This window comes from Streptomyces glomeratus (assembly GCF_021462825.1).
GTDB lineage: Bacteria > Actinomycetota > Actinomycetes > Streptomycetales > Streptomycetaceae > Streptomyces > Streptomyces glomeratus.
Map to the genome: position 1 here is coordinate 1 of NZ_JAKEEB010000025.1, position 25,086 is coordinate 25,086.

General features: G+C 71.6%; 24 protein-coding genes. 13 read left to right on the forward strand and 11 right to left on the reverse strand.

Going from position 1 to position 25,086, the window contains the following annotated elements:
- Positions 1-123: 123 nt before the first annotated feature.
- Together LZ604_RS24795 and LZ604_RS24800 are read right to left on the reverse strand one after the other, a co-directional pair.
- Positions 124-1,809 carry a carbohydrate binding domain-containing protein gene (locus LZ604_RS24795; protein WP_234517671.1) on the reverse strand — a complete coding sequence of 562 codons (1,686 nt, stop codon included), beginning with the start codon at positions 1,807-1,809 and terminating at the stop codon, positions 124-126.
- 145 nt (positions 1,810-1,954) lie between these two features.
- Entirely contained in the window at positions 1,955-3,082 is a 1,128-nt protein-coding gene (locus tag LZ604_RS24800; protein WP_234517672.1) for an ATP-grasp domain-containing protein, read from the reverse strand.
- Between the two features lie 338 nt (positions 3,083-3,420).
- On the opposite strand from LZ604_RS24800, the gene LZ604_RS24805 reads away from it, so the two are divergent.
- The gene (locus LZ604_RS24805) at positions 3,421-4,329 is read left to right on the forward strand and encodes a metallophosphoesterase family protein (RefSeq protein ID WP_234517673.1); all 909 of its coding nucleotides are present in this window, start codon (positions 3,421-3,423) and stop codon (positions 4,327-4,329) included.
- Positions 4,274-4,975, forward strand: coding sequence for a 4'-phosphopantetheinyl transferase family protein (locus tag LZ604_RS24810; protein ID WP_234517674.1), 702 nt, complete (start codon positions 4,274-4,276; stop codon positions 4,973-4,975). Before LZ604_RS24805 ends, LZ604_RS24810 begins: the two co-directional genes overlap by 56 nt.
- Before the next feature lie 143 nt (positions 4,976-5,118).
- Here LZ604_RS24810 and LZ604_RS24815 read toward each other — a convergent pair whose 3' ends face one another.
- Complete coding sequence (locus LZ604_RS24815; protein WP_234517675.1) at positions 5,119-6,213, reverse strand: carboxylate-amine ligase; 1,095 nt, start codon at positions 6,211-6,213, stop codon at positions 5,119-5,121.
- Between the two features lie 162 nt (positions 6,214-6,375).
- Complete coding sequence (locus LZ604_RS24820) at positions 6,376-7,839, reverse strand: aminotransferase class I/II-fold pyridoxal phosphate-dependent enzyme (protein WP_234517676.1); 1,464 nt, start codon at positions 7,837-7,839, stop codon at positions 6,376-6,378.
- 171 nt (positions 7,840-8,010) lie between these two features.
- Between LZ604_RS24820 and LZ604_RS24825 the strand changes: the two genes are divergently transcribed.
- Positions 8,011-9,201: an amidohydrolase gene (locus tag LZ604_RS24825; protein ID WP_234517677.1), complete on the forward strand. Its 1,191-nt coding sequence runs from the start codon at positions 8,011-8,013 to the stop codon at positions 9,199-9,201.
- Positions 9,202-9,227: 26 nt separating this feature from the next.
- Here LZ604_RS24825 and LZ604_RS24830 read toward each other — a convergent pair whose 3' ends face one another.
- Positions 9,228-9,449, reverse strand: a complete 222-nt coding sequence (locus LZ604_RS24830; RefSeq protein WP_234517678.1) for a hypothetical protein — start codon at positions 9,447-9,449, stop codon at positions 9,228-9,230.
- Between the two features lie 423 nt (positions 9,450-9,872).
- On the opposite strand from LZ604_RS24830, the gene LZ604_RS24835 reads away from it, so the two are divergent.
- From LZ604_RS24835 to LZ604_RS24845, 3 genes are read left to right on the forward strand one after another with little or no spacing between them, the layout of a single operon-like run.
- On the forward strand, positions 9,873-10,475 hold the full coding sequence (locus tag LZ604_RS24835; RefSeq protein WP_234517679.1) for a toxin-antitoxin system, toxin component: 603 nt from the start codon (positions 9,873-9,875) through the stop codon (positions 10,473-10,475).
- 3 nt (positions 10,476-10,478) lie between these two features.
- On the forward strand, positions 10,479-11,642 hold the full coding sequence (locus LZ604_RS24840) for an MAB_1171c family putative transporter (protein WP_234517680.1): 1,164 nt from the start codon (positions 10,479-10,481) through the stop codon (positions 11,640-11,642).
- A gap of 55 nt (positions 11,643-11,697) precedes the next feature.
- Positions 11,698-12,891 (forward strand): DUF6545 domain-containing protein, encoded by a 1,194-nt coding sequence (locus LZ604_RS24845; protein WP_234517681.1) that lies wholly within the window; start codon positions 11,698-11,700, stop codon positions 12,889-12,891.
- Between the two features lie 7 nt (positions 12,892-12,898).
- Here the strand turns inward: LZ604_RS24845 and LZ604_RS24850 are convergent, their stop codons facing one another.
- The 4 genes from LZ604_RS24850 to LZ604_RS24865 all read right to left on the reverse strand — a co-directional run bounded on the left by LZ604_RS24850 (position 12,899) and on the right by LZ604_RS24865 (position 16,390).
- The gene (locus tag LZ604_RS24850; protein ID WP_234517682.1) at positions 12,899-13,861 is read right to left on the reverse strand and encodes a polyprenyl synthetase family protein; all 963 of its coding nucleotides are present in this window, start codon (positions 13,859-13,861) and stop codon (positions 12,899-12,901) included.
- A 109-nt stretch (positions 13,862-13,970) separates the two neighbouring features.
- Positions 13,971-15,146, reverse strand: a complete 1,176-nt coding sequence (locus LZ604_RS24855) for an MAB_1171c family putative transporter (RefSeq protein WP_234517683.1) — start codon at positions 15,144-15,146, stop codon at positions 13,971-13,973.
- A 21-nt stretch (positions 15,147-15,167) separates the two neighbouring features.
- Positions 15,168-15,701 carry a toxin-antitoxin system, toxin component gene (locus LZ604_RS24860; RefSeq protein ID WP_234517750.1) on the reverse strand — a complete coding sequence of 178 codons (534 nt, stop codon included), beginning with the start codon at positions 15,699-15,701 and terminating at the stop codon, positions 15,168-15,170.
- Between the two features lie 32 nt (positions 15,702-15,733).
- Positions 15,734-16,390 carry a helix-turn-helix domain-containing protein gene (locus LZ604_RS24865; RefSeq protein ID WP_234517684.1) on the reverse strand — a complete coding sequence of 219 codons (657 nt, stop codon included), beginning with the start codon at positions 16,388-16,390 and terminating at the stop codon, positions 15,734-15,736.
- A 222-nt stretch (positions 16,391-16,612) separates the two neighbouring features.
- Here LZ604_RS24865 and LZ604_RS24870 point away from each other — a divergent pair, with 222 nt between their 5' ends.
- Complete coding sequence (locus LZ604_RS24870; RefSeq protein ID WP_234517685.1) at positions 16,613-17,281, forward strand: MmyB family transcriptional regulator; 669 nt, start codon at positions 16,613-16,615, stop codon at positions 17,279-17,281.
- A gap of 73 nt (positions 17,282-17,354) precedes the next feature.
- Here the strand turns inward: LZ604_RS24870 and LZ604_RS24875 are convergent, their stop codons facing one another.
- On the reverse strand, positions 17,355-18,110 hold the full coding sequence (locus tag LZ604_RS24875; protein ID WP_234517686.1) for a cache domain-containing protein: 756 nt from the start codon (positions 18,108-18,110) through the stop codon (positions 17,355-17,357).
- Between the two features lie 40 nt (positions 18,111-18,150).
- A complete protein-coding gene (locus tag LZ604_RS24880) occupies positions 18,151-18,897 on the reverse strand; it encodes a FadR/GntR family transcriptional regulator (protein ID WP_234517687.1) in 747 nt (248 codons plus the stop codon).
- A 114-nt stretch (positions 18,898-19,011) separates the two neighbouring features.
- On the opposite strand from LZ604_RS24880, the gene LZ604_RS24885 reads away from it, so the two are divergent.
- From LZ604_RS24885 to LZ604_RS24910, 6 genes are all read left to right on the forward strand, one after another.
- On the forward strand, positions 19,012-20,049 hold the full coding sequence (locus LZ604_RS24885) for an ABC transporter ATP-binding protein (protein ID WP_267971797.1): 1,038 nt from the start codon (positions 19,012-19,014) through the stop codon (positions 20,047-20,049).
- Positions 20,050-20,087: 38 nt separating this feature from the next.
- Complete coding sequence (locus LZ604_RS24890; protein WP_234517688.1) at positions 20,088-21,287, forward strand: ABC transporter substrate-binding protein; 1,200 nt, start codon at positions 20,088-20,090, stop codon at positions 21,285-21,287.
- Between the two features lie 10 nt (positions 21,288-21,297).
- Positions 21,298-22,188, forward strand: a complete 891-nt coding sequence (locus tag LZ604_RS24895) for an ABC transporter permease (RefSeq protein ID WP_234517689.1) — start codon at positions 21,298-21,300, stop codon at positions 22,186-22,188.
- 32 nt (positions 22,189-22,220) lie between these two features.
- Positions 22,221-23,036, forward strand: coding sequence for an ABC transporter permease (locus LZ604_RS24900; RefSeq protein WP_234517690.1), 816 nt, complete (start codon positions 22,221-22,223; stop codon positions 23,034-23,036).
- A 177-nt stretch (positions 23,037-23,213) separates the two neighbouring features.
- A complete protein-coding gene (locus LZ604_RS24905) occupies positions 23,214-23,369 on the forward strand; it encodes a DUF6131 family protein (RefSeq protein ID WP_234517691.1) in 156 nt (51 codons plus the stop codon).
- 48 nt (positions 23,370-23,417) lie between these two features.
- Positions 23,418-24,950, forward strand: a complete 1,533-nt coding sequence (locus LZ604_RS24910; RefSeq protein ID WP_234517692.1) for a CYTH and CHAD domain-containing protein — start codon at positions 23,418-23,420, stop codon at positions 24,948-24,950.
- The last annotated feature ends 136 nt before the right edge of the window (positions 24,951-25,086 follow it).

A 25,086-nucleotide genomic window follows, 5' to 3' on the forward strand; every position in this document is an offset into this window, starting at 1 on the left:
TCCCGCCCCCCCCCCCAAAAAAAACAACACCAACGGGGCCGCCGCGCCTTTTTTTAAAACCCCCCCCCCCGCGGTCCCCCCCCGGGGGGGGGGGGGCCCCCCGGGCCCCCCCCACGCCGGCGCTCAGCCGGTGAAGCCGGCGGTGGTGGACGTGAACTGCCAGGTGCTCTGGCTGATGCCGGAGCAGTTGCTCACCACGCCGCCTCCCGGGCAGGGCCGGTCCCGGTTGACGGCCCAGAACGCGAGCCGGGCGATGTGGTGCGAGTTCGCCCAGTCGCGGATCTGGGTCCAGATCGCCGGGGTGGTGTTCTCCTGCTGGTCGGACAGGCCGTTCATGCCGGAGATGCCGATGTGCGAGTAGGCCGTGGCGTCGTCCCAGCCGAAGGTCGACTTCAGCTTGGCCTTCAGCCCTTCGGCCGCGTTCACCGTGTTGCCGTACATGTCCGAGCCGCCGCCGAAGTCGAACGGCATGATGGTGAACACGTCGATGCCGGCGCCGAGCGACTGGGCCTGCTCGATGAGCCGGTTTCCGTAGTAGGTCGGGCCGGTCGTCGAGGTGCCGAAGGTGACGATGGTCTTCAGTCCGGGGTTGTTGGCCTTGACCGTCTTCAGGGCGGTCAGGATCCTCGCCTGCACGGCCTCGTTCTCGAACTCGTCCGTGTTCTCGATGTCCATGTCGATCGCCTTCAGGGAGTAGGCGTCGATCACCTTCTGCAGAGCCCCGGCGAGCGCGCTCGCGGAGGAGCAGTTGGCGCCGAGCTTGCTGCCCTGCCAGCCGCCGAAGGACGGGACGATGTCACCGCCCGCGGAGCGGATCTGGTTGATGGCGGTCTGGTCGACTCCGCCGGTCAGTGCGCGGTTGCCGTCCCAGGCGGGGGTGCAGCCGCCCGAGTCGAGTACGAACGCCATCGTGAACCACTTGATGCCGGTCGCGCTCATCACCGTGGTCGGGCTCGGCGGGTCGCCCCAGCCTTCGTACAGATACGGCGCCGCCTGCTTGAAGCCGGAGCCGCCGCCGCTGCCCGCGTCCGTCGTCACCGTCACGGAGTTGGAGGCCCCGGAGGTGTTCCCGGCCGCGTCCCGCGCCTTCACCGTGAAGGTGTAGCCGGTGCTGGGTGAGAGACCGCCGACCGTCGCGGACGTGCCGGAGACGCTCAGCACCTGGCCGGCGCCGCTGTAGATGTCGTACGCGGTCACGCCGACGTTGTCCGTCGAGGCGTTCCACTTCAGCGACACGCTCGAGGAGGTCTTGCCGGTGGAGGTCAGCCCGGTGGGCGTGGTCGGCGCCTGGGTGTCGGAGCCGCCACCGCCGCCGGGCCCGTCCAGGCTGAGGTCGTCGGCGTAGTACGTGCCCTGCGCGTACCAGCCGTGGACGTAGATCGTGGCGCTGGTCTGCGAGGCGCCCGTCGTGAAGGAGACGGTGAGTTGGCTGTACGCCGACGGGGACGTCGTCCAGGTCGAGGCGCCGCCGTTCACGCCGAGGTAGACGTAGCTGCCGCGGACCCAGCCGCCGAGGGTGTACGTCGTGTTCGGCTGGACCGAGACGGTCTGGGTGCACTGTGCGTTGTCGCTCGAACTGGCCGCGCCCGCGAGGGCCTTGGAGCCGCCGTGGACGGGGCTGGAGACGACCGAGCCGAGGTTGCCGGTGCAGGACCAGGGGGAGAGGCTGCCCGATTCGAAACCGGGGTTGGACAGGGTGTTGGCCGCCTGGGCGGTGCCGGGGAGGGCGACCGCCCCGCCCAGCGCCAGGGCGGCGGAGCCGACGAGGGCGAAGAAGGCACGTCTGGAACGTCTGAGGAGTGTGCGCACGTGATCTCCCTGAAGGCGAAGGGGGGTTCGGGAGTGCAGGGGAGGTGCGGAAGGGTGCGCAACCAAGTTGGTATGGACCAATCCCGGTGTCAAGGGCTGGGCGGGAATTGGTCCAGACCGGTGTCCGTGGGAGAAGGGACGCCCCCTACAGGGGCAGGGCCTGCGCCGTGCCGACCTCGACCGAGCCGACCGGCGCCGCCGGCGCGACCGGCGCCTGCCCCGGCTCGCCGGCACACTGCTGCGGCAGCGAAACGGAGCGAACCGGCCGCGGCCCCGACACCACCGTGTAGTCGGTGCCCAGGAACGGTGGCACCACCTCGCCCGGATCTTCCCCGAGCGCCAACTGCACCGCCGCCCAGGGGGCATTGACGCCACACAGCGACAGCTGGTGCAGCCCGCCCGCCGGGCGCGTGTTGACATCGAGGAGCACCGGCTCGCCGCCGTACATCCGGAACTGGATGTTGGAGAGGTGGAGCAGCCCGAAGCCCTCCGCCAGGCGTCTGGCCGGCTGCAGCCACTGCTCGTGCAGCGTGAAGCCCCGGCGGCGGCCGTTCTTGGTGCGGCCCACCGCCATACGGATCCGATGGTCGGGTCCGGTCAGACAGTCGACCGACACCTCCGGCTGCTCCAGGCGTGGCATCACCAGCCAGTCGACGGGCTCCCCGGCCTCCCGCACCGCCCGGACGACCAGGTCCAGAGGCACATGAGGCCCCGGGAAACCGCTCAGATGCACCATCGAGAAGGGGGCACGCGTGATCACACGGAAGCCCACCCCGCCCGCACCCGACGCCGGCTTGAAACATGCCTTGTGGCCCCCGGCCTCCAACTCCTCGACGGCGGCGATCAGTTCGTCCTCGTTCGTGACCCGCCACCACGGCGGCACCGGGATGCCGATCGCCTGCACGGCCTGATATGCCGTCACCTTGTCCCGGAACACCGCGACGGCCTGCGCGGGCGGCGCCAGCAGCGCCGTACCGGCCGCCTCGAACTCGGCGCGGTGCTCGACGATCGCCTGCTGGTGCAGCCGGGGCACGAACACATCGATGCCGCGGCGCACGCACTGATCGAGGGCGTACTCCACGTACGCCGCCGGAGACAGGCCCTCCGGCTCGAGGTCGGCGGTGTCCGCCGCGGCCAGGACGGGCGAGTCGGGGTCGCCGTGCGTGGCGTGGATCTCGACGGCCCGGTCGCTGGGATTCCTCCGCAGCTGATCCATGAAGAACACGTTCTCCGCGTACGTGCGGTTGAGCCAGACGCGTACGCGAGAGACCATGCAAGCCGCCTTTCAGGGTTCGCGGGCAGGGCGGAGCAGGCCGTGCCCGGCCAGGGGAGGGGGAGGTACACCGAACCGCCGTACGCGCAAAGGCGTCCGTGGCGGATGTGTTGGGCCGATCATAGGGCCTCCCGGACCCTCCCCGGGCTACGTGCGTATTACGGATTCCCCCGCTTACCGGGGCCGGCGGAGACCGGCCGTTTCCCGGACGATCGGGCAGTGGACAGAAGGAAACCGGCCGTTTTCCGGGGCGCCCGGGCACCCCTCGCGGGTCGCTCTTGTCCGTCGGCGGCCCCATGTGTTCTTGTGGTCGTGTTCGGTTCTCGAAAGGGGCGAGGGTGGAGTCGACGGACGGCCGTGGACAGCTGCTCGCCATCAGCGATCTGCACATCGGATATCCGGAGAACCGCGCTCTCGTCGAGCGCATGCGGCCCACCACGGACGAGGACTGGCTCCTCGTGGCCGGTGACGTGGCCGAGACCGTCGCCGACATCCGATGGGCCCTGGAACTGCTGGCCGGCCGCTTCCGCAAGGTGATCTGGGCACCGGGCAACCATGAGTTGTGGACCCACCACAGGGACACCGTGACCCTGCGGGGCGTCGAGCGCTACGCGCACCTGGTCGCCATGTGCCGGGAACTGGGGGTGACCACGCCCGAGGACCCCTACCCCGTCTGGGAGGGGCCGGGCGGCCCGGTTGCCGTGGCGCCGCTCTTCCTGCTCTACGACTACTCGTTCCTGCCGCAGGGCTGCACGACCAAGGAGCAGGGGCTTCAGTACGCGCACGGCACCGGGATCGTGTGCACCGACGAGTATCTGCTGCACCCCGACCCCTATCCGAGCCGCGAGGCCTGGTGCCACGCCCGGGTGGCCGAGACCGAACGCAGGCTCGGGGAGATCCCCGACGATCTTCCCACCGTGCTGGTGAACCACTACCCCCTGGATCGGCACCCCACCGACATCCTGCGTCATCCCGAGTTCGCCATGTGGTGCGGCACCCGGCTCACCGCCGAATGGCACCGCCGTTTCCGGGTCGCCTGCATGGTCTACGGGCATCTGCACATTCCGCGCACCACCCACCACGACGGCGTTCGCTTCGAAGAGGTGTCGGTGGGCTACCCCCGCGAATGGCGCCCCCGCGCGGCACCGCCCGGAAGGCTGCGCCGCATACTGCCGATGGAGGTCCCAGCAGGTGATCGAGGAGCTGCTCCCGGGGTCGGTCGCGGTCGTGGAGGCACACGGCCGTGACGCGCTCGGCGACGGCGTCCCCCTCTACCCGGAGGAGGAGGCGGTCGTGGCGCGGGCGGTCGAGAAGCGGCGCCGGGAGTTCCGGGCCGCACGGGCCTGCGCGCGGCAGGCCATGGAGAAGCTCGGAGTGCCACCGGGTCCCGTCCTGCCCGGCGAGCGCGGCGCACCGCGCTGGCCGGACGGGCTGATCGGCAGCATCACGCACTGCGAGGGCTACTGTGCCGCCGCGCTGGTGCACATCGGCGACCTGGTCTCGCTCGGCATCGACGCGGAACCGCACGACCGGCTGCCGGAGGGGGTCCTGGACGCGGTCGCGCTGCCCACCGAGCAGACGCGGCTGCGGGCCCTCGCCCACAGTCACCCGTCCGTCCACTGGGACCGGCTGCTGTTCAGCGCCAAGGAGTCCGTCTACAAGGCGTGGTTCCCCCTGACCGGCAAGTGGCTCGACTTCCAGCAGGCCGACATAGAGATCGACCCCGGGGCCGCCCCCGGTGTGCCGGGGCGCTTCCGGGCGCGGCTGCTGGTCCCGGGACCGGTGATCGACGGCCACCCGGTGGAGACGTTCGACGGCCGGTGGACGGCGGAGCGGGGGCTGGCCGCAACGGCCATCGCCGTACCCCGCCCCCAGGGCGCCGGGCACGTCTGAGCGCCGGGCCCTGTCGTCAGACTCCCGCCTGCCCCGCGACGCCATGCACGCTCCCCCACTCTCGGCTCCACTCGAGCGGGAGGGCCCCACGCCGCCGCGGGGCCCCACCCTCCGGGCGGACGACGGGAGTTCGACGTCCGGACCTAGGGCGCGACCAGGGCGTCCACGATCATGGCGGTGACGGCTTCCAGGCCCCCGGCGGCCAGCGCCGTGCGCTGGAGCTCCGCGCCCGTGCCCCGCTCCAGCAGGCGCCGGACCAGCGACGTCACCTCCCGGGTATCCCCGTACGCCTCCAGGGCGGGCTCGATGTGCTCCAGGAGTCCGTACACCACTTCGCCGGCACGGTGGCGCCCGCCGCCGATGTCGATCAGATCCCCGCTCAGCCCGTAGCGGGCGGCCTGCCACATCGCCGCCTGCAGGAACTCCATGTCGCCCTCGGGCGCCGAGCCGCACGCCGCGGCATCGCGCATGGCGGTGTCGGCGAGGGCGCGGATCAGCCCCGCGAACATCACGGCGTCGTCCGCGCGCAGCTGGACGTCCAGGCAGCGGACCTCCACCGTGGGGTAGTGGTCGGACAGCCGGGCCTGCCAGTACAGCTGCCCGGTGTCGCCGATCACCCCCGCCGACAGCAGCCGTCGCACCCGCCGCTCGTAGTCCGCCTCGTCGGCGAAGTACGGGGGGACGCCACTGACCGGCCAGCGGTCGAAGATGAGAGTGCGCCAGCTCGCGAATCCCGTGTCGTGCCCCTCCCACAGCGGGGAGTTCGCCGACATCGCCGTCAGCGTCGGCAGCCACATACGGATGCGGTTGAGCACCTCGACGCCCGCCTGCCGGCCGGGCACGGCGACATGCACATGCATGCCGTTGACCATCTGCTCGGCCACCAGCTGGGGGGCCTGCCGCTGAATCTCCCGGTAGCGGGCCTTGTCGGTGACAGGTGCCGGCAGGCCCTCCGCCAGCGGCGGCGTACCGCTGGCCACGAGCCGGCAGCCGCATGCCTCCGCCGCCCCCGCCACGGCATGCCGCAGACGCAGCAGATGCCCGCCGACCTCCTCCAGCGTGGCGCACACCGGGGTGGCCACCTCGACCTGCGCCTGCAGAAGCTCCGGCTGAACCTCGTCGTCGGCGACGAACGGCGCGAGACCGGCCGCGGCCCGCACCTTCTCTCCGCGCGCCGCCAGCCGACAGGTGCCCGGATCGATCAGCAGGTACTCCTCTTCCACACCGACCGTTGTCATGGCCGACCCTTCCCTCCCCGCGCCGCCGCGACCCGCCCCCGCGGAGGGCGGGCCCGCCGCTGTCAGGACGCGCGCCACGCCCGCCGCCGCCCCGTTCGACCCAGGGGATGCGGAGAACAGGTTCCGCGAGCAGGCCCGCCCAAACGGGGCCCCACGACGCCGTCAGCGCGTCGCCACCACACGCAGCGTCTCCAGCGTGGGATCCGCCGCGTCGGGGATCAGCACGCCGTGGGCGACACCGCTGCGCAGATAGTCGAGGACCTCCATGGTGATCACTTCCCCGGGGGCCACCACGGGGACGCCCGGCGGGTACGGGCTGATCGTCTCGGCGGCGATCCGTCCTGCCGCCCGCTCGGCGGGCACGTTCTCGGCCGGTCCGAAGAACGCCTTGCGCGGCGTGATGGCCTGCTCCAGTTCCAGCACCGAGGGCTCCGGCAGGTGCACCGGCGTCTGCCGCTCGATACCGTCGGCGTTCTCGGCCAGCGCGCGCAGGGCGTCCAGCAGGATCTTCTCGGTCTCGTCGTCGTCGGCGTGTGTGATCGAGGCGCTGATGCGGCAGCTGTCCGAGCCGCCGACATCGACGTGACGGTGGGCACGCAGCCACTCGGCGGCCTGCATTCCGCTCACGCCGAGCTCCCGCACATCGATCACGATCTTCAGAGGGTCGAACTCGGCGGCGAGCCCCGCCTCGACGACCTCGGAGCCCATGGGCCGCAGACCCGGCAGCTCACCGGCCACGGCCCGGATCCGCTCCGCGCGGTGCAGCGCGGACTCCAGAAGTCCGTGTCCCTGCTCGACCATCTGGCGTCGCCAGCCGTCGAGGGTGGCGTACACCAGGGACGAGGCACTGGTGGTGCCGAGGAGGTCCTCCCGCTGCTTGAGGACGTCCGGCGACACCCGGTCGTACTGGAGATGGAAGACGGAACTCTGCTCGACGGCCGCGCCCATCTTGTGGACGCTGGTCACCACCAGGTCGGCTTCGGCGTCCATGCCCCAGGAGGGAAGAGCGGGGTGGAACGGAAGGTGGGCGCCCCAGGCCTCGTCCACGATCAGCGGGACGTCGAAGGCGTGACACACCCGGGCCACGCCCCGGATGTCCGCGCAGGTGCCCCAGTCGGTCGGCGTGATCAGCAGCATGCCCTTGGCATCCGGGTGCTCCTCGAGACGACGGCGTACGTCGTCCGGCTCCGGCGGGTGGGCGAGGTGCCGCTCCGTGTCGAACTTCGGATGCACCCAGATCGGCACCACCCCGTTGACCACGAGGGCCGCGACCACGGACTTGTGGGCGTTGCGCGACACCAGCAGCTTCTCGCCGGGGCCGGCCACGGAGATCATGGCGGTCTTCACCGAGAGGGAACTGCCGCAGGTGGAGAAGAACGCCCGATCGGCGCCGACCGCGTCCGCCATCAGTTCCTGCGCCTGGGCGAGCACGCCCTGCGACTGGCGGCGGTCGTCCAGTCCGTTGAGGGACAGCACGTCCGAACGGAAGACGTCGAGCCCCACGATGTCCGCGACCCGCGGATCGGCCCCACGGCCCTGCTTGTGGCCCGGAGGACCGTAGGCCACGTCCCCTCGGCGCCGGAACTCCTGCAGCGCCTCCAGTACGGGAACCCGTGAGTGATCCATCTGCTTCCCTTCAGGTCGGCGTTCGAGCCGTCGTCCCGGGTCCGCTCCGGCGGCCCGTCCCGGCGGCCGTCGGGTTCCACCGGCGGGACATTCGAAACTCCGGGGTGTCGCGGTCCCGGACGGTGGAACCCGCGCTCACGGGGCACCGCACCCGGAGGCTGAGGAGGCCATGTGACCCGCACACCCGAGGACGTTCACGAGGAGCTGCGCGGGGCGGTGGCCGAGCGGGCCCGCCTGGTGTGGGAGGCCGCCCTCGCACTGCACGCCGATCCCGAGTACGCCTTCGCCGAACACCGGGCGGCCGGGCTGCTGACGGGCGCGCTGGCGCGTGAGGGCTTCACGGTCGAGCGCGGGGTGGCGGGGATGCCGACCGCGTTCGCCGCGCGTTCGGGCGACGGCCGCCCCTCGGTCGCGCTGCTTCTGGAGTACGACGCCCTGCCCGGCCTCGGCCACGCCTGCGGGCACAACCTCATCGCGGCCGCGGGCCTGGGAGCGGCGCTGGCTCTGCACACGGTGCTCGGCGGTGCGCACGGATGCGTGATGGCCGTGGGCACACCGGCCGAGGAAGGCGGTGGCGGCAAGGCCGTCGAGGTGGAGGCCGGGGTGTTCGACGGCGTCGACGCGGCGCTGATGTTCCACCCGGGGGTGCACGACTGGCGGTACGCGCCGCTGACGGCACAGGTGCAGTACCGGGTCGCCTTCCATGGACGGGCCGCCCATCCCACGGGCAACCCGACCGAGGGCATCGACGCCCTGGCGGCGCTCGTCGAACTGTTCAACGTCCTGGCCGTGGTCGGCCGGCGTCTGCCGGAGGCCTCCCATGTGCAGGGCATCGTCACCGACGGCGGCCGGGCCACGAACATCGTCCCCGAGTACGCGGAGGGCCGGTTCGGGCTGCGGGCGCTGACCACCCGGGCCCTGGAGGACCTGGCCGGGCAGCTGCGGGAGTGCGCCGAGGGCGTCGCCCGGGCCACGGGCACCACGGTGGAGGTGGAGCGCGCCACCGTCCGGTACGAGCACTTCCGCGACAGCGACGTGCTCTCCGCGCGGTTCGCCGAGCACCTGTCCGGGAAGGGGATCGTGCTGACGCCCCCTGCCGCCGGTGTGTACCTGGGGTCCTCGGACATCGGCAACGTCAGCGCCCGGCTTCCCGCCATCCACCCCTTCGTGGCGATCATGGGCGAGGAGGGGTCCGACCACACCGCCGAGTTCGCCGAGGCGGCCGCCTCCGAGCGGGCCCGCACCGTGCTTCTCGCCGCCACGGAGGCGCTCGCGTGCACCGCCGCCGACGTCCTGCTCCACCCGGAACTGCGCGAGGAGGCCTGGCGGCAGCACCGGTCCCGCGCCGCGGCGGACCTCTGAGACCGCCGCGGCCCACGGGTCGCCGCTCAGGGACACCACTGTCCGCACAGGCGGAAGAACTCCTCCTCGGTGCCCGCGAGCCCCGCCTCCGTCAGGGCCCGGTCCGCCTCGGCCAGGGCGGCGGTCGGGACCACGGGTGGTCGCAGCGGATTCGGGGGTTCGTCGAAGGCCGCTCGTACGGTGTGGAGGAGGCGCAGATAGGCCTGTACGGCGGCGCGTTGGCGGTCGGTCAGTACGGCGGTCGGCATCGGTCGGCTCTCCCCGGGTCGGCCGCGCGGCCCGGGAGGGCGCGCGGCGGTACGTGCACGCTGCACGCCCCCGTACGCGGCCGGTCGCCGCGCGTATCGGTGGCGCACTCCCAGCTTGCCGTCCGCCACTGACAATCCCGTGGCCGAAGCGGCGGGTTCGCCCGCTCAGCGGAGCCGCAACCGCTCCCCGGCCGCCGGGCACACGCCCGCAAGTGGGCCTGTGCACACGCCGGCTGACGCCCCTGGAAACCGATCTCGGCCAGGAGGTGACCGAGTTGCCGCCCTCTGACGGGTCGGCAGGACGGGTTTGTCCGGCTTGCGCGCCGTCACCCCGCGCCCTTGTCTCGGAGGTCGGTTGAGGACCCCCGAGAAGTGACTACTGTGGCGACCTGGCACCGACGTCGAAGAACGGGGAGTGACGACGTGAAGACCAGGCGCGAGAAAAGGATGAAGGAGCTCAGCGCCGAACTGCTCGCCCGCCTGGACCAGGCCGCGCCGGGTGACGACGACGAGATCTTCGCGGCCCTCGGCACCATCCTCACCGGCCTGCGAGGCCGTCCGGTGGTGCTGAAGCGGACCGCCTTCCCGCCCGGCACGGCGAGCGGACTGTGGCTCGATCTCGAGGACATGGACATCGTCGCCGTGCGGATCGACACGACCAACAGCGAGCACGAGCACGTCATTCTGGGCCATGAGATCTGGCACATGTTCGAGGGGCACTGCGGAGCCCACACCCCGGTGGGCCGGGCCGCCGCGCGGGCGCACAGCTTCCAGGCCGGCGCCGTCGACGACGTTGTACGCCGGCTCCTCGCCTCCCGGGATGCGAGACTCGGCGGTCTCGGCGCGCCCCAGCTGGGCGTGGCAGCCCGCACCCGCTTCGACGACCGGCACGAGGCGGAGGCCGAGATGTTCGGCCTGCGGCTCGGCACCGACCTGCGCACCTTCCGCAGGACCCACTGGCGCGCCGACCTGGGCCAGGTGGCCGGACGCATCGAGGACTCGCTGGGCAGAGGCCTCTGGGTCTGAGTCGTGGACGGTCGCTTCTACTATCTGACGGCCCTGCTCCTGTGGAGCGGCCTCGCGATCAGGATTCCCAGGCTGCGGCACAGCAGGCTTGACCCGGCGCTGGTGTCGCTGTGCGCGGTCGTGCTCGCGGCCGGGATCTCCTTCACCCTGTCCGCTCCCGCCAGCGTCGCCGCCGTCAACCACCTGACGGGGATCCCGAACCTCGCCGCACCGCTGGTGTACACCGTGGTGACCGCCTTCAGCGCCGCCTGCCTCGTCCTGATCGTCCACTGGCGCGGCGGTGATCCGGTGCACGTGCGCCGCGTGGCCCTCGCGTGGCTGAGCGCCTACGCCGCCGTCATCGTCGCCCTGTGGGTGCTGTTCGCGATGGGCGACGCACCCGTGGAACGCCGGACCGACCTGGACACCTACTACGCCACCACCCCGGGCCTCGCCGAGATGATCATCCTGTATCTGGTGGCCCACCTGGTGGCGGCGTTCACCACGACGACGCTGTGCTGGCGCTGGTCCCGGAAGGTGACCGGCTGGAGCGGCAGGGGCCTCGCCTTCCTGGTGTCGGGCTGGCTGCTCAACGGTGTCTTCGGGGTGGTCAAACTGGCCGCGGTGGTGGCCCGTTGGACGGGACGGCACTGGGACACCCTGAGCACCGACCTCGCGCCCGCGGTGGCCGCCGTCGCCGCCGCCCTCGTCACCGTCGGCTACGCCCTGCCGCTGGTCGGCCCGCGCATCGAGAGCGTCACCGCCTACGCCCGGCTCCGGCCGCTGTTCAAACTGCTGGTCGACCCCGCCGACCGGCGGTACTGGGTGCCGCTGTCCTGGCGGTCGCTGGGCGACATCGACCTCCGTCTCACCCAGCGGGAGACCGGGATCCGCGACGGCATCTCCCGTCTGGGACCCCGCTTCGACGACCGGGTGCGCGAGCGGGCCTACAACCGGGCGATCTCCTGCGGTGCGAGCGCCCCGGAAGCCGAGGCCATCGGCGCCGCCGCCATGGTGGTCGCCGCCACCCGGGCCGGCACCCCCGGCGAACCGGTGCCCGGCACCTGCGTCCCCACCGCGCTCGACGGCAACCTGCGCGACCTGGTCCGGGTCTCCCGGGCCGTCCACACCCCCATCGTCGCCGACACGCTTCGAGCGGGCGGCAGGCCGGAGAGCCGACGGACATGATCTTATGCGCCCAGGCGGAACCCTGTCCGACCACACCGCCCGAGGTCGTCACACCATGAAGGCGAACCTCGGCTTCTATGTCGCCGGCGGCTTACTGCTCCTGGCCTGCCTGCTGAAGTTACCCGCCCTGGTCCGCGCCCGCGGCCGGGACTGGCTGCTGTCCTCGATCTGCGCCCTGCTGCTGGTGGGATCGGGCGTCCTGTTCACCTCCGCGCCGCAGACGATCATCGTGGTCAACCGGACCACCGGGGTGTCCAACTTCTCCGCCCCCCTGGTCTACTGCGCGCTCACGGGCTTCTCCGCGGCCTCGGTCGTGCTCGTCCTGAACTGGCGCGGCGGCCCGGACAAGGGTCACACCCGACGTCTGTCACAGTGGATCATCGCGCTCTATCTGCTGGTGTGGGTGCTGATCGTCTGCCTGTACGCGCTCGGCGACGCGCCGGTGGAACGACGCACCGACTTCGACCTGTACTACGCGGGCACGCCCTACATCCGCGAGATGATCCTGCTGTATCTCCTCGCCCACGGCGTGGCCTCCTTCACCTGCAGCCGGCTGTGCTGGCGCTGGTCACGCGATGTGTACGGCAGCATGCGGATCGGCCTGCGTGCCCTCGCCCTCGGCTATCTGATGCACTACGCGGGCTACGACGGGGCCAAACTCGTGGCGATCGGCGCCCGCTGGACAGGGCACGACTGGGGCATCCTGGCCACCGGTGTGGCACCCAGCATGGGCCAGCCCAGCGCGCTCCTCGTCGCCGTCGGCTTCATCCTTCCGCTCGTCGGCCGCCGCAGCGAGGACGCCGTGCGGTACTGGCAACTCGGCCCGCTCGCCAGGACCGTCGGGGCGGTTCCCGGCGCGCCCGGCCTCGTCCTGCTGTCCCTGCCCTGGTGGACACCCGAGTTCCGACTGCGGCTGACGCAACGTCAGACCTATATCTCGGACCGTATCGTGGCGTGCCGGGGCCGTTTCGACCCCCGGATATGGGACGAGGCACACGCCGCGGCCGTCGCCCGTGGAGCCGGCGCGCAGGACGCCGACGTCATCGCCGAGGCGGCGATGATCGCCGCCGCCGTCGACACCTACAGCATCGTCGGCGAGGAGCCCCCGCCGGGGCCGGCGACGCTCGGACCGCCCGGCCCGCCCCTGACGACGGGGGATCTGGCCCGGCTCTCCCGGGCCCTGCGGACCCGCGTCGTCAAGGACGTGCGGCGGCGTAGCCGGGCCCGCCTCGAACAGGCTTCGACCTGACCTTGTGTCACAGGCGCAGCCGGGAGGTCCGCTCCACGAGCCGGCGCAGAACGGACACGTACGCCTCGTCACCGCCCAGCTCGTCCAGGATGCGGTACGCCTCGTCCCGGAACCGCCCGACGTCCTTGTCGCAGTGGGCCAGGACGGACGGGCCGAGAAGGATGGCGCCGAGAGCCGACCGGGCCTGCGTGGACGCGGGTGCCTCGGCGTGCAGGTCCAGGATCCGCTGCCGCCCCTCGGGTGACGCCTCCTCCAGGGCGCACGCCAGCGCATAGGTCACGGTGCCGTTCAGCAGGTCCTCGTGGCGGCCCGAGGCCAGATCCTCGTAGTCGTTGAAGATCTGCCACAGAAGGCCGAAGACATGCCCGAACTCCCGCCAGAGGTGCGTGCGTTCGTTTGCCGCCCCGGACAGCGCCGAGGCCATGGCCGTGATCATGGCGAAGGGGGCACCGGACTTTCCCCGGTAGGCCCCGAGGACCGCCTTGCGGCTCGCCTCCCCCGAGTTCTTGCGTATGTCGTCCATCTGTCCCTCGGCGGCCGTCATCCCGCAGTTCAGCAGTTCGGCCGTCAACGCGGGCCGGACGGCGGCCGGGATCCGGGGCGAGTCCAGAACCCGGAGCGGGAGCAGCTGCCCCGCGACGATGGCCGCCAGCAGCGCCTCGTGCAGGCCGAGCCCGGCGGGCAGGGTCGCGCGCCGGCCGTCGGCCAGGTCGTCGAGGTAGCAGGCCGAGGTCCACCACAGCACGTGCACGGCCGACAGAGGCAGCGCCGGTGCGGGGGATCCGGTCTCCACGCCGTGCACCAGCAGTGGCAGCACGGACAGCGGGTACTTCATCGGCTGGTGCCGCAGCAGCCGGGCGACCGCGTCGCGGACGGCCGGTGCGGACCCGCCCGTCCGGGCGAGAACGGCCTCCAGCTCCGCCTCGATACCGGCGGAGAACTCGCGGTGCAGATCCAGATACGTCTTCACGTGGCACCCCCATGCGCCTGTGGTCGTCGCGATGCGCACGCACCCCGGAGAGCGGGCCCGAGCACTGTCCGGGCATGACCGATGCCTTCTGCGCCCCCGGGCACGTTCGTCATGGAAGCCGTACTCCGGCCGTGCCGCGGACGGCGGCGACGACGGGCGACCTGCGCAGCGCCAGGGACATGCCTACGAGGTCACGCGGGCCGTCCTGGGGTCCGGCAGCCGCCTCCGCCGCGCCGATGACCCGGCCCTCCGGATCACCGGCCCTGGCCCGCAGGGCCGCCGCGACCATCGCCGCGTCGGCCTCCGCCCGGGCCCCCACCGGGTCCGAGCCCGCCGCGACGGCGGCGTCGTAGGCGCGGGCGCGGACCTGGGCATCGAAGTAGGGGTACAGGCTCAGCATGCCGTCATGGATGTCGGACTCCCGCTGGGTGACCTGGAGTTCCGCCGACGACCACCAGGAGATGCGCCCCTCGCGGCCGGTATGGGCGGACACCGGCCTCAGTTCCCGCCACAGCGGTCCCAGCCGGCGGTAGGTCGACCAGGTGGTCCAGTTGTCCCCGACGCGTCGGCCGGCCAGCGGAAGACAGAAGCCCACGGCGCTGATCTGCCCGCCGATGGAGGCGAGCACGGGCGCCGCGTACGTGCTGAGGTCGTCCAGGTTCCCGCCGCTCCAGCGGGCGATCACGGCCGCGAACTTGGCCACCAGATAGGCCAGGTTGAACAGATAGCCGGTCACGATGATCAGCAGTCCGGCCCGGAGCCAGTCGTGGACCTGCAGCGCCCACCGCCAGCACAGCACGGTCATCGCGAGGCCGGCCACGGTCATCGCCGCCAGGTAGAGCATGATCATCTCGCGGGCGAACGGGGTGTGGGCGTAGTAGGTGTCGAAGTCCCGCAGCCGCTCCACCGGCGTGTCGCCCAGGGCGAACAGAACGACCAGCACGACGATCACCATGCCGTAACCCAGGGTGATCCGCCGGGTGAGGGCGCGGGTGACGGCGGGCGGCCCGCCCCGCCAGTTGACGGCGAGGACCAGACAGGACGCACTGAACGCGCTCAGCAGGGCGTAGACCAGCGGGGCCGAGACATTGGCGATCCCGGTGAGGGCGTTGACCTTCGTGATCGTCGGCGGCGCGGCGAAGAAGAACACCGCCCCCGCCAGGGCGAGCAGCGCGCACACGGAGCGCAGCAGGGGATCGCGCCAGGACCGCATCAGCGCGGGCGTCTTGACGACGAAGGCGACCGCCAGCGCGGTGGCGGGAATGTAGTAGCTGGAACCGTCCATCCTGCCGGGGCCCCGGGCCGCTCAGCGGTCCTGCGGCCGGCGGTAGCCGAGCGAGGCCTCGATACGGCCCGCGAGGCCGTCCCGCGTCGCAGGCCCGCGCAGCGGCGAGCCGGCCAGCCAGGTACGGCACCTGCTGGCCAGCAGCAGGCCGAAGCTCTCGGCCTCCCTCTCGTCGGCGAGGTCGAAGTGCGTACGGGCGGCGACCTTGTGGACGGCCGCCTCCAGGTCGGCGCCGTCGCTCAGCAGGCGCGCCGCGACCGTCGCCCCCTCGACGTGGTGGCCCTGGTGGCCGGCGTTCATATGCCACAGTTCGTGGCCGAGGATCACCAACCGGTGATCGGGGGCGGTGCGTTCCTCGACGACCACGAGGTCCTGGTCGGCCATGTCCAGCCAGAGGCCGCTCGCGGTGCCGGGCGGGAAGGCGGCCGTACGGAACCGGACGGGACGGCCGCGGCGCCGGCTCATCCCCGCGCACAGCGCGGCGTAGAGGTCGTCGGGTGCCGCCGGTGCCGGGAGCGAGAGCTCCGCGACCAACTCGCCGCACAGTCGGCGCATTTCCCTTCCGATGCCCACGGTTCTCCCCCGGATCAGGATTCGGGCCGCTTGACGCTCTCCAGGAGCATGTCCAGCCACTCGGCGACCTTGTCGCGGTGCTGGTCGGTGGGCAGCTGGGCCGCCCGCCAGGCGATGCCGCGGACACCGTGGTCCTGCAGCAGCCGCTCCAGCGGGTCGTCGGCGGTGTCGGCCGCCGCGTGCTCGCGGTCGGCGAGCCGCTGGAGGAGCTCCTGCTCCGAGCGCTGGAGGGCGTTCGCGAGCGCCTCGGGGTCCTCGGCCGTGAGGAACCCGGCATGCACCCTGAAGAAGCGCTGAATGGCGTCGCAGTGCTCCATGGTGGGGCGCCGGTCGCCGTTGATGAGGGCACCCGCCTGCTGGCGCGACATGCCCGCGCCGTCGGCGATCTCCTGCTGGGTGTACTTGCGGCCGTTGGGCTTGAGCCGGGTGCGGCGCAGCAGGTCGAGCCGCTGCAGGAAGCGCGCCTGAAGATCCGGCTCCCCGGCGGGCACTCCGCTCAGCAGGGCCTTCACCACCGGCTCCGGGACGCCGGAGGCGACCGACAGGCGCGCGACGTCGAAGATCTCCTCGTGCGGCACGCCCAGCCGGTCGGCGAGGGCGGTGACACGGGCTACGACGGTCGGCAGCAGACCCGTCGCCGTGGCGCCCGGAACCTCGAAGCCATCCGTCACCGACAGATCTCCTACGTCTCTTCTCACATCGTTCTCATGGTCGTCCGGAACCATCCGGAGATTAGCCGTTCTCTCGAACTCACATCCAGGTCTCGCCACAACTGTGGCGAGATTCGGCCGTCAACCGACGCCAAATGCCACGATAGTTGACACGGCTCGATCCGGGGCAGCAGGATCGGGGCGCCGCGTGAAGGCCGCAAGGGCAAGAGGGGTGACCTCCCGATGGCGTTTCAGGCAGGAGGGCAGCGGTCGCAGCCGCGGCCCGTCCCCGAGAGTCCGGAAGCAAGGGCGTACCTACAGGACTACGCCACGCTCCTGGAAGCCGTCCCCTTCCCGTCCGTCGTCTTCGACCACCGCTGGGACGTCGTGCTCGCCAACACCGCGTTCGCGGCCCTCTTCCGCGGCATCGGACCGCATCCGACGGCCATGCCCGATGACAACTTCCTGCGGTTCGTGCTGTTCCACCCGGACGCGGGCACGGTCCTCGGTGAGCACGAGTCGAGCTGGTGCCTGCCGATGCTGGCGCACTTCGCGGCGGCGGTGGAGCGGTACGGCCACGATCACGGGCTCCAGGCCATCCGCAGGGAGATCGCCCAGGACCCGATCATGGAGGCCGCCTACCGGCAGGGCCTGCCGCACTGGATCCGCGCGACCGGCCCGCACGCCATGGAACACGACGGGGTCGTGCGGCCGCTGCTGCATCCCGACCCGCGCTGGAGCGGCGACTGCCGGGTGGTGGGGGAGACCCCCAAGACCCTTCAGGCCATGGGGTACTCGAAGCTGACGCTGGTGCTGCGCGAGGCGCGCCGCCCGGCACCCGCCGGGCGGCGTCCGCGCCGTATCCGGCGCACGACGGGTCACCTCAGCGTGGTGCCCGCGCAGCCGGACTGAGCTTCCCTCACCGCCCCGGCTCCGTCGGTGTTCAGGTCACCGACGGCGCCGGGGCCAGCGGCCACCGTCCGGATCAGCGGCCCAGGACGAGAACGAGCGGAATCCCGTCGCACGGGACCAGCCGCAGCCCGTGCCAGACCTCCACTCGCGCCCGCTCCAGCACGGCGGCGAAGTCGGGTCCCTTGGTGAGCGATCCGGCCAGATGCGCGGGATCGGCCGAGGCGGCCACCCGGCCCCGGGCATTGACCAGGTGCGCGGGCGTGGGCAGTGCGCGCAACAGGGGCAGCACCGACGCCTCGAAGTGCCGCAGGTAGACGTCGGCCGCGGCCACGCCGGCGAAGTGTCCCTCCAGATGCACGGGCGCCGACAGGGTGAGGCTGTACTCGTCGGAGCAGAGGTAGTCCACGTAGGGGCCGGCCACCGCCCGCCGCCCGGTGTCACGGGGCAGCGCGAACCAGTCCCAGTGCGTGTAGTCGGAGTACGCCGAGTGCTCCGGATCCAGGTCGAGCAGCAGCGGCCGTATGTCGCCGCTCGAACCGGTCTGCCACCACTCCAGCCAGGCCGGTACGTCGCTCAGCAGCCCGGGGGCCGCCACGAACCCGACCCCGGAGACCAACTCGTGCCGGACCAGCCGGGCATGGAGTCCCGGACGCAGGGCGGCCAGGTCCACGGTCGCGGGTCCTCGGCCCTGGCCGGCCACCCGTGCCAGCAGCGCCGCCGTGTCGGCGCGGGTCTGCGCGACGGCGTCGAACACCGCCTCCAGCGCGGACCGTACCCGTGCCGCCACGTCCCCTTCGGGCGGGGCGATCAGACCGGGGCTCGTGCTCATCGGCGCCCTCCCGCGCACACGGACCGAAAGCCGGCGCGTCCTACAGGGCGAGGCGCAGCGCGATGAGCCGTGCCGTCGATTCCCGGACGCACCCCTCGGCCAGCTCCCCGGCCGAGTCGTGCGCCCCATCCTGCACGGCGGAGATCACGGAGCGATGACGGTCCGCCACCTCTTCGCGATAGGCGTCGTCCCCGAGGACCAGGCACAGCAGTGCCCCGACCTCCGTCTGGAGCGCGACCTGCTCCCGGGTGAGCCGGGCGGACTGCGCGGCCGCCGCCAGCTCCACATGGAACCGGCCGTAGACCCGGCTGCGTGCCGCCGCGTCCTGGGCCGCGGTGAACTCCTCCAGGGTGCGTCGCAGTGGCTGGAGGTCGTCCGGCTCGGTGCGCTGGGCGGCGAGCCGCGCCGCGGCGCCGGAGACGGCGGCCCAGTGGTCGCCGAGATCGCGCAGCTCCTCCGTGCTCCAGCCGGCCAGCCGCTGCCGGACCCGCTCCTCGGCCGGTTCCTCGGGCAGGGAGACGAAGCTGCCCCCGCCGCGTCCCCGCCGGGTGGTGACCAGACCCTGCTGCCGCAGCGCCATGAGCGCCTCCCGCAGGGTCACGGTGGACACGCCGAGCTGCGCGGCCAGCTCGCTCTCGCCGGGCAGCTGCTCCCCGTCGGCGAGCAGCCCGAGTTCGATGGCGTCGCCGAGGCGCCGGACGACCGTCTCCACGCGCGCCCGGGTGTCCACCGGGGAGAAGACGGCTCTCCGTGCCCCGCCGCCCCTGTTGTGTTTCACGGCCACCACCTTGTGCGTTGACTCAACCTTTACCTTAAGGGGGTCTTGAGGTTTGAACTATGAGTTCATATCTTTTCGATCCACAGGCAAGAACGGAAGAGTGCACCAGAAAGGTTCCCGTCCATGGAGGGAAGCGCGATCCGGCTGCAGGGGCTGCGGAAGGAGTTCGCCGGCACCACCGCAGTGGCCGGGGTCGATCTGGAGATATCCGACGGGGAGTTCTTCTCGATGCTCGGCCCGTCCGGCTCCGGCAAGACCACCGTCCTGCGCATGATCGCGGGCTTCGAGAGCCCCACCTCCGGCACCATCGAGCTCGGGGGCCAGGATGTCACCGGCCTCGCGCCCTTCGAGCGCGACGTGCACACCGTCTTCCAGGACTACGCGCTCTTCCCGCACATGACCGTCGAGCAGAACGTCGCCTACGGCCTCAAGGTCCGCAAGGTGCCCAAGGCCGAGCGGATCGCCCGGGCCCGCGAGGCGCTCGCCGGCGTGCGCCTCGAAGCCTTCGGCAACCGGCGGCCCGCACAGCTCTCCGGCGGCCAGCGGCAGCGGGTCGCACTCGCCCGCGCCCTCGTCGGCCGCCCCCGTCTGCTTCTCCTGGACGAGCCGCTGGGAGCCCTCGACCTGAAGCTGCGCGAGCAGATGCAGGTCGAACTCAAGGCGCTGCAGCGCGAGGTGGGGATCACCTTCGTGTTCGTCACCCACGACCAGGAGGAGGCCCTGACGATGAGCGACCGTATCGCCGTCTTCAACCAGGGCGGCATCGAACAGGTGGGCACCCCCGCGGAGATCTACGAGCGTCCCGCCACCGCGTTCGTCGCCTCCTTCGTCGGCACCTCGAACCTGCTCCAGGGCCCGGCGGCCGAACGGGTCGTCGGCACCGCGGGCACGTACAGCATCAGGCCCGAGAAGATCCGGGTCCTGAAGGAGTCCGCCACCTCGGACGAGCCGGAGCACTCCACCGCCACCGGCACCGTGGCCGAGGTGGTCTACCTGGGAGACGCCACCCGTTTCCTCGTCGACCTCGACGCCGGTGGGCGCCTCACCGCGCTCCAGCAGAACCTCGAGACCTCCTCCGAGGACGTCGCCGCCTACCGCGGCACCCGGGTACGCCTCCAGTGGCACCGCCGCCACGCCGTGCAGGTCCCCGACACCCGCTGACCCCCCACACCAGCCCCACGTCACCCATGGAGAACGTCGTGCGTCTCACTCGTACCCTCCGGGCAGCGGCCGCCGTCGCGGTACTGCTCGCGGCCACCGCCTGCGGCTCGTCCGGCTCGGGCGGCTCCTCCTCGTCCACCGGCCTCAACCCGCCGGACCTGAAGGAGCAGTCGAAACTCGGCAAGTCCGAGGGGCAGGTCAACCTCATCGCCTGGGCCGGCTATGTCGAGGACGGCTCCAACGACTCCAAGGTCAACTGGGTCGGCGACTTCGAGAAGCAGACCGGCTGTCAGGTGCACTCCAAGGTCGCGGCCAGCTCCGACGAGATGGTCAAGCTGATGAAGACCGGCGAATACGACGCGGTCTCCGCCTCCGGTGACGCCTCCCTGCGCCTGATCGCCTCCGGCGACGCCGCACCGGTCAACACCGCCCTCGTGCCCAACTACAAGGACGTCTTCGGCGACCTGAAGCTCCGGCCGTGGAACTCCGTCAAGGGCAGGGCTTACGGCATCCCGCACGGCCGCGGCGCCAACCTGCTGATGTACAACACGGAGAAGGTCAAGCCCGCCCCGACGTCCTGGTCCGCCGTCTTCGACGACGCGCCGAAGTACAAGGGCCACGTCACCGCCTACGACTCCCCGATCTACATCGCCGACGCGGCGCTCTACCTGAAGGCCACCAAGCCGGAACTGAAGATCAAGGACCCCTACGCGCTGGACCAGAAGCAGTTCGAGACGGCCGTCGCCCTGCTGAAGCAGCAGAACGGATCCGTCGGCGAGTACTGGGGCGACTACCTCAAGGAGGTGTCCGCCTTCAAGAGCGGCGACTCCGTGGTCGGCACCACCTGGCAGGTCATCGCCAACCTCGCACAGTCCGAGGGCGCCAAGGTCAAGGCGTTCGTGCCCAAGGAGGGCTCGACCGGCTGGTCCGACACCTGGATGCTCTCGTCCAAGGCCAAGCACCCCGACTGCGCCTACCGGTGGATGAACTGGATCATCTCGCCGAAGGTCAACGCCCAGGTCGCCGAGTACTTCGGTGAGGCCCCGTCCAACGCCAAGGCGTGCGCCGAGACGAGCGACAAGAACTTCTGCGCCACCTACCACGCGTCCGACAAGGCCTACTGGAAGAACGTCGCCTTCTGGAACACCCCCATCGAGCAGTGCCTGGACGGCCGCACCGACGTCAAGTGCGTGCCGTACGCGAAGTGGGTGCAGGCCTGGACCGAGATCAAGGGCTGAGGACACGACGATGACCGCCACCCTGCCTGCCGCCGGACGGTCGCCCGTCCGGCGGCTCGCCGGGCTGCTGCACCGCCGCCGGCGGCTGCGGCTGTCCCTGCTGCTGACCGCGCCCCTGCTGTGGCTGGCCGTGCTCTATCTCGGCTCGCTCGGTGTCCTGTTCGTCTCCGCCTTCTGGACGACGAACTCCTTCACCTCCGAGGTGGTGAAGGTCTGGTCCACCGACAACTTCCACGCGCTGCTGACCACCCCCGTCTTCCGCCAGGTGATCCTGCGCAGCATCGGCGTGGCCCTCGCGGTCACCGTCCTGTGCGCGGTGATCGCCTTCCCGCTGGCCTTCTACACCGCACGCGTCGCCCGGCCCCGGTGGCGTCCCCTGCTGGTGGTCGCGATCCTGACGCCGCTGTGGGCGAGTTACCTGGTCAAGGTGTACGCATGGCGGCTGATCCTGTCCCAGGGCGGCCTCGCCGACTGGATGCTGAGGCCGTTCGGGCTGGACGGACCCGGGTTCGGACTCCCGGCGGCCGTCATCACGCTCACCTACCTGTGGCTGCCGTACATGATCCTGCCGATCCACACGGCGCTCCAGCAAATGCCCACCGGTCTCCTGGACGCCTCCGCGGACCTGGGGGCGCGCCCCGGCCGCACCTTCCGCTCGGTGGTGCTGCCGATGGTGCTGCCGTCCGTGGCCGCCGGCTCGGTCTTCACCTTCTCGCTCAGCCTGGGCGACTACATCACCGTGCAGATCGTCGGCGGCAAGACCCAGCTGATCGGCAACCTCGTCTACTCCAACATCGAGCTCAACCTGCCCATGGCCGCCGCGCTGGGCACGGTTCCGGTGCTGGTCATCGTGCTGTACCTGCTGGCGATGCGCCGCACGGGCGCGCTCAGCAGCCTCTAGAAGTCCGCAGCCTCCAGCAGGGGTACCTCGTCATGCAACTGTCCCGCTCCACGCGCATCGCGCTGCGCATCGCCGCCGGGCTCGGCTTCGCGGTCGTCTACGTCCCGCTCGCCCTCGTCCTGGTCAACTCCTTCAACCCGGACCGCAGCGCGAGCTGGCCGCCGCCCGGGTGGACCGCCCACTGGTGGTCGGTGGCCTGGGAGAACGCGGGGGCCCGCAGCGCTCTGTGGGTCTCGGTGAAGGCGGGTCTCGGCGCCACGGCCATCGCGCTGGTGCTCGGCACGCTGATCGCGTTCGCGGTGGCCAGGCACCGCTTCTTCGGCCGTGACGCCATCTCCTTCGTGGTCGTCCTGCCCATCGCGCTGCCCGGCATCGTCACCGGTATCGCGCTCAACTCGGCGTTCAGCACGGTCCTGGAACCGCTCGGGGTCGGTCTCGGGCTGTTCACCGTGATCGTCGGACATGCCACCTTCTGCATCGTCGTCGTCTTCAACAACGTCGTCGCGCGACTGCGCCGCACCTCCGGCACCTACGAGGAGGCGGCCATGGATCTGGGCGCCGACACCTTCCGCGCCTTCGTCGATGTCACCTTCCCGCTGGTGCGCTCGGCGCTGTTCGCCGGCGCGCTGCTCGCGTTCGCGCTCTCCTTCGACGAGATCGTGGTGACGACGTTCACCGCCGGTCCCGGCATCGAGACCCTCCCGATCTGGATCTTCGACAACATGACCCGGCCTCAGCAGGCCCCGGTGGTCAACGTGGTGGCGGCGGTGCTCGTGGTGCTGTCGGTCGTCCCGATCTACGTCGCCCAGCGGCTGTCCGCCGACACGGCGACGGAGAGCAGGATCTAGGGAGCAGGGCCGCCCTCCCTTGGACCCGCAGCGCGGGGTCACCCGGCAGGGGATCGCAAGGGGTGATCGCCCATGGTTTGGACGCAGGCCCGAGGGGTACCGGAAATGGAACATATCGGGCATATCTCAAGGGGATGTGGCCATCAGTGACAACACCCCCGCAGGGAGGACAACGCCATGGTCATCCTGGGGATCATTCTGCTTGTCATCGGCCTGGTGGCGAAGATCGCCATCCTCTGGACGATCGGCATCATCCTGGTCGTCATCGGAGCCGTCCTCTTCCTCCTCGGCTCCCTGGGACACGCCGTCTTCGGGCGACGCCACTACTGGTAAGGGGCCGCGCAGGGGTTTGACCCGCCCGATTCCGTCAACGGGCACTGTATGGCCCAGTCGAAACGAGAGACAGAACGCAAGTACACGGCTCCTGCGGTCTGCGACATCTCCTGGCTGCCCGACCTGAGCGACGTGGAGACGGTCGCGTCGCTGGTCGACCGGGGGAGCCAGGACCTGGACGCCGTCTACTACGACACCGCGGACCTGCGGCTGACCCGCAGCTCGGCGACCCTGCGGCGCAGGACGGGCGGCACGGACGCCGGCTGGCACCTCAAGTTGCCCCTGACCGGCGACGACCGCGAGGAGATCCATGCCCCGCTGTCCGAGGAGATCCCGGACACGCTGCGCGACCTCGTCCTGTCCCGGACCCGCGGCGCACCGCTGCGGCCGGTGGTGCGCCTGCGCACGGCCCGTTCCGTGCGCGACCTCGTCGACCGCCGGGGCGGCACCCTCGCCGAGCTGAGCCTGGACACGGTCCGTGCCGACTCGCTGCTCGACGGGGGCGGTCACGCCGTGTGGACCGAGATGGAGGTCGAACTCGGCGAGCAGGGCGACCCCGCACTCCTCGACGGGATCGAGAAGGTGCTGGCCGAGAAGGGTGTCGACCGCGCGGAGGCCCCGTCCAAGGCGGCCCGCGCCCTGGCCGAGACGGCACCGGTCGCGGCCGGTGCCCAGGAGCCGCCCGCGCAGGTCGTCCCCGGTTCCGCCGGCGAGCACGTGTACGCCTACCTCCGCGCACAGGCGCGGGCACTGGTGGAGCTGGACCCGGCCGTGCGCCGCGGCACACCCGACGCCGTGCACCGGATGCGCGTCACCTGCCGCCGTCTGCGTGGCGTCCTGCGGTCCTACCGCTCCGTGCTGGACCGCGAGGCCACCGACCCCGTCCGTGGCGAACTGAAGTGGCTGGCCTCGGAGCTGGGAGCGGAGCGCGACCACGAGGTGCTCGCCGACCGCCTGGCCGCGGCCCTGCGGGAACTGCCCCGCGAGCTGGTCCTCGGCCCCGTCACCGCACGTCTGACGGCCTGGGACGCGGCCCAGCGGGCCGCGGCTCGCCGACGCACGCTCGACGCCCTGGCCTCGCCCCGCTACACGGCGCTTCTGGAGCGGCTGCACGAGCTGACCATCCGTCCGCCGCTGCGCGCCAAGGCCGCCCGTCCGGCGGAGAAGGTGATGGTCAAGGCGCTGGTGAAGGAGTACGACCGGCTCCGGCGGCGCATGGCCCCCGCGCTGGAGCTGCCGTCGGGTCCGGAACGCGACGCGGCGATCCACGACGCCCGCAAGGCGGCCAAGCGGCTGCGGTACGGCGCCCAGGCGGCCCGCCCGGCTCTGGGCAAGCCCGCCCGCCGTCTCGGCAAGCGGGTCAAGGCGGTGCAGAAGATGAGCGGCGACCACCATGACGGCGTCGTCGCCCGTGACGCGCTGCGTCGACTGGCCGTGGCGGCGCACACAGCGGGCGAGTCCGCCTTCACCTGGGGCCTGCTGCACGGGCAGGAGCGGGCCGCGGCGAGCGCGCGGGAGGAGCGGCTGCAGGGTGCCTGGCGGCGGGCCGCGCAGGCCCGGCCGGGCAACGCCCGCCCATGACCGCGGCACCGGAGGCACAGCGCCCGAGGTGATCGCGTCCGCCACTGGAGGGCGGGAGCCGGGGAGGCCTCGCGCGGGTCACATCTCTCGTACCGGCGACTTTCACGTGGGCGCCATCGCACCCTTTCCTGACGTT

What these genes read in the sequence shown, in the direction of transcription:
- LZ604_RS24800 (WP_234517672.1), bottom strand. Translation starts at nt 3,082, where the DNA reads ATGGTCTCTCGCGTACGCGTCTGGCTCAACCGCACGTACGCGGAGAAC.
- LZ604_RS24815 (WP_234517675.1), bottom strand. Translation starts at nt 6,213, where the DNA reads ATGACAACGGTCGGTGTGGAAGAGGAGTACCTGCTGATCGATCCGGGC.
- LZ604_RS24820 (WP_234517676.1), bottom strand. Translation starts at nt 7,839, where the DNA reads ATGGATCACTCACGGGTTCCCGTACTGGAGGCGCTGCAGGAGTTCCGG.
- LZ604_RS24830 (WP_234517678.1), bottom strand. Translation starts at nt 9,449, where the DNA reads ATGCCGACCGCCGTACTGACCGACCGCCAACGCGCCGCCGTACAGGCC.
- LZ604_RS24845 (WP_234517681.1), top strand. Translation starts at nt 11,698, where the DNA reads ATGAAGGCGAACCTCGGCTTCTATGTCGCCGGCGGCTTACTGCTCCTG.
- LZ604_RS24855 (WP_234517683.1), bottom strand. Translation starts at nt 15,146, where the DNA reads ATGGACGGTTCCAGCTACTACATTCCCGCCACCGCGCTGGCGGTCGCC.
- LZ604_RS24860 (WP_234517750.1), bottom strand. Translation starts at nt 15,701, where the DNA reads ATGCGCCGACTGTGCGGCGAGTTGGTCGCGGAGCTCTCGCTCCCGGCA.
- LZ604_RS24870 (WP_234517685.1), top strand. Translation starts at nt 16,613, where the DNA reads ATGGCGTTTCAGGCAGGAGGGCAGCGGTCGCAGCCGCGGCCCGTCCCC.
- LZ604_RS24875 (WP_234517686.1), bottom strand. Translation starts at nt 18,110, where the DNA reads ATGAGCACGAGCCCCGGTCTGATCGCCCCGCCCGAAGGGGACGTGGCG.
- LZ604_RS24885 (WP_267971797.1), top strand. Translation starts at nt 19,012, where the DNA reads ATGGAGGGAAGCGCGATCCGGCTGCAGGGGCTGCGGAAGGAGTTCGCC.
- LZ604_RS24895 (WP_234517689.1), top strand. Translation starts at nt 21,298, where the DNA reads ATGACCGCCACCCTGCCTGCCGCCGGACGGTCGCCCGTCCGGCGGCTC.
- LZ604_RS24900 (WP_234517690.1), top strand. Translation starts at nt 22,221, where the DNA reads ATGCAACTGTCCCGCTCCACGCGCATCGCGCTGCGCATCGCCGCCGGG.
- LZ604_RS24905 (WP_234517691.1), top strand. Translation starts at nt 23,214, where the DNA reads ATGGTCATCCTGGGGATCATTCTGCTTGTCATCGGCCTGGTGGCGAAG.
- LZ604_RS24910 (WP_234517692.1), top strand. Translation starts at nt 23,418, where the DNA reads ATGGCCCAGTCGAAACGAGAGACAGAACGCAAGTACACGGCTCCTGCG.